The organism is Rhizobacter sp. P3_B12 (assembly GCF_056402895.1).
In genome coordinates this window covers 1-3,330 of the sequence record NZ_JBFUGN010000691.1, presented here as the reverse complement: position 1 = coordinate 3,330, position 3,330 = coordinate 1, and the positions used below count along the sequence as shown (strand labels likewise).

Sequence of the window (3,330 nt, the reverse complement as noted above, 5' to 3'; positions counted from 1 at the left end):
GGCGGCAATGAAAGACATCCTGGTGATCGGCGGCGGCAAGATCGGCTCCGTGGTGGGGGCCCTGCTGGCCTCGGCGACCGCTGGTGAGCGCTACACCGTGACGGTGGCCGACCGCTCGGCGACCCAACTGGCCGAGATCGCGACCGAGATGGCCGGCACGCCCGGGCTGTCGACGCTGGTGCTGGACGTGAACGATGCGCAGCAGCTGCGCTCCGCGCTGCGCGGCCGCTTCGCGGTGCTGAGCGCGGCGCCCTACCACCTGACGGCCAAGGTCGCGCAGGCCGCGCGCGACACCGGCGTGCACTACCTGGACCTCACCGAAGACGTGGCCAGCACCCGCCGCATCCGCGAGCTGGCGGTGGGCGCCAGCACCGCCTTCATCCCGCAGTGCGGGCTGGCGCCCGGCTTCATCTCGATCGTCGCCGCCGACCTGGCGAGCGGCTTCGACACGCTCGACAGCGTGCGCATGCGCGTCGGCGCCTTGCCGGCCTACCCGAGCAACGCGCTGAACTACAACCTGACCTGGAGCACCGAGGGCGTCATCAACGAGTACTGCGAGCCCTGCGAGGYGATCGTCGACGGCGTGAAGCGCGAGGTGCCGGCGCTCGAGGAGCGCGAGGAGTTCTCGCTCGACGGCGTGCTGTACGAGGCCTTCAACACCTCGGGCGGATTGGGCACGCTGTGCGAGACGCTGGCCGGCAAGGTGCGCACGCTGAACTACCGCACGATCCGCTACCCCGGCCACGCCGCGATCATGAAGGCGCTGCTGCACGACCTGCGGCTGAAGGACCGGCGCGACGTGCTGAAGGACATCCTCGAACAGGCCGTGCCGACGACGATGCAGGACGTGGTGATCGTGTTCGTCACCGTCTCCGGCATGAAGGACGGGCGCCTCGTGCAGAGCACCTACGCGCGCAAGACCTATGCGCACGTGCTGGCCGGCAAGCTGCGCAGCGCGATCCAGATCACCACCGCGAGCAGCCTGTGCGCGATCCTCGACATGCTGGCGAACGGCCAGCTGCCGCAGCAAGGCTTCGTGCGGCAGGAAGACGTGAAGCTGGCCGACTTCCTGGCAAACCGCTTCGGCCGCGTCTACGCGATGGACGAACTCGCAAAAGCGGCTTGAGACGGGCCGCCTGGGCGGTTTAAACTGTTCCCATAAAGAACTCGAGTTCGTCAAAAGAACTTTTTGACGAAGCCCGGGTCTTGCGAGGAACAGCATGATCAACAAGCTCTGCGATTCGGTGCAGGACGCGCTGGCCGGCGTGCCCGACGGCGCGACGGTGATGATCGGCGGCTTTGGCGGCGCCGGCCAGCCGGGCGAGCTGATCGATGCGCTGATCGCGCAAGGTGCGCGCGACCTGACCATCGTCAACAACAACGCCGGCAACGGCGAGACGGGCCTGGCCGCGCTGCTCGCGACCGGGCGGGTGCGCAAGATCATCTGCAGCTTTCCGCGCCAGGTCGACTCGCAGGTGTTCGACGGGCTGTACCGCAGCGGGCGCATCGAGCTGGAGCTGGTGCCGCAGGGCAACCTGGCCGAGCGCATCCGCGCGGCCGGGGCCGGCATCGGCGGCTTCTTCACGCCGACCGGCTACGGCACCGAACTCGCGCGCGGCAAGGAAACGCGCGAGATCGACGGCCGCATGTACGTGCTCGAGTCGCCGATCCATGCCGACGTGGCGCTGATCAAGGCCGAGCGCGGCGACCGCTGGGGCAACCTGGTCTACCGCAAGACCGCGCGCAACTTCGGGCCGATCATGGCGATGGCGGCGAAGCTGAGCATCGCGTCGGTGCACGAGGTGGTGGCGCTCGGCGAGCTCGACCCGGAGCACATCGTGACGCCGGGGATCTTCGTGCAACGGATCGTGCAGGTGCCGCGCAGTGCCACCGGCCCGGCCGGCTTCAAGCACGCCGACGCGAGCGGGCCGAGCGCCGGGCCGCTCCCAAGCCGGCCCGCCGTCCCCTCGGGGGACCGGGCGATGTACCCATCGACCGAGGGGCTGTCATGACACGCGACCAGATGGCGGCCCGTGTGGCGCGCGACATCCCCGAGGGCGCGTACGTGAACCTCGGCATCGGCCTGCCGACGCTGGTGGCCAACCACCTGCCGCGCGAGCGCGAGATCTTCCTGCACAGCGAGAACGGCCTGCTCGGCATGGGCCCGGCGCCGGCCGCGGGCGACGAGGATTTCGACCTGATCAATGCCGGTAAACAACCGGTGACGCTGCTGGCCGGCGGCGCGTTCTTCCACCATGCCGACAGCTTCGCGATGATGCGCGGCGGCCACCTCGACATCTGCGTGCTCGGCGCGTTCCAGGTGTCGGCGCGCGGCGACCTGGCGAACTGGCACACCGGGGCGCCCGATGCGATCCCCGCGGTCGGCGGCGCGATGGACCTGGCGATCGGCGCGAAGAAGACCTTCGTGATGATGGAGCACCTGACCAAGTCCGGCGAGAGCAAGATCGTTGCCGAGTGCAGTTACCCGCTGACCGGCGTGGCCTGCGTGAGCCGCATCTACACCGACCTGGCTGTCATCGACGTGACGGCCGCGGGCCTGAAAGTCGTGGAGACTTTCAACGGCCTGCCCTTCGATGAACTGCAGCGGTTGAGCGGCCTGCCGCTGATCGCCTGAAAGACTGTCATGACCGATGCCTTCATCTGCGACGCGATCCGCACACCCTTCGGCCGCTACGGCGGCGCGCTGTCGTCGGTGCGCACCGACGACCTTGGCGCGATCCCGCTGAAGGCGCTGATCGCGCGCAACACCCGCGTCGACTGGGACGCGGTCGACGACGTGCTGTTCGGCTGCGCGAACCAGGCCGGCGAGGACAACCGCAACGTGGCGCGCATGTCGGCGCTGCTGGCCGGCCTGCCGATCGGCGTGCCGGGCATGACGATCAACCGGCTGTGCGGCTCGGGCATGGACGCGGTGGGCAGCGCGGCGCGCGCGATCCGCAGCGGCGAGGCCGGCCTGATGATCGCCGGCGGTGTCGAGAGCATGAGCCGCGCGCCGTTCGTGATGCCGAAGGCCGAGAGCGCGTTCAGCCGCAACGCGGCCATCCACGACACGACCATCGGCTGGCGCTTCGTCAACAAGCTGATGAAGGATCTGCACGGTGTCGATTCGATGCCCGAGACGGCGGAGAACGTGGCGGCCGATTTCGGCATCGCGCGCGACGCGCAGGACCGGATGGCGCTGGCCTCGCAGCTGAAGGCGGTCGCGGCGCAGAAGGCCGGCTTCTTCGATGCCGAGATCACGCCGGTGACGATCGCGCAGAAGAAGGGCGAAGCGCTCGTCGTGACGCAGGACGAGCACCCGCGCGAGAC

3 protein-coding genes and 1 pseudogene are annotated in these 3,330 nt (G+C 69.2%); all 4 read left to right on the top strand.

From position 1 onward, the window contains the following. Positions 1–7: 7 nt before the first annotated feature. Complete coding sequence (locus AC1D01_RS26275) at positions 8–1,126, top strand: saccharopine dehydrogenase family protein (RefSeq protein ID WP_477871607.1); 1,119 nt, start codon at positions 8–10, stop codon at positions 1,124–1,126. A 94-nt stretch (positions 1,127–1,220) separates the two neighbouring features. Continuing rightward, positions 1,221–1,889, top strand: a pseudogene (locus tag AC1D01_RS26270) (3-oxoacid CoA-transferase subunit A); the annotation flags it as partial. Between the two features lie 119 nt (positions 1,890–2,008). Further along, a complete protein-coding gene (locus tag AC1D01_RS26265; RefSeq protein WP_477871605.1) occupies positions 2,009–2,635 on the top strand; it encodes a 3-oxoacid CoA-transferase subunit B in 627 nt (208 codons plus the stop codon). A 9-nt stretch (positions 2,636–2,644) separates the two neighbouring features. Then, a partial coding sequence (locus AC1D01_RS26260) for a thiolase family protein (RefSeq protein WP_477871603.1) occupies positions 2,645–3,330 on the top strand: 686 nt, incomplete at its 3' end.

Bases quoted from the DNA above. Each gene is read 5' to 3' on its own strand.
- AC1D01_RS26265 (WP_477871605.1), top strand. From the start codon at position 2,009: ATGACACGCGACCAGATGGCGGCCCGTGTGGCGCGCGACATCCCCGAG.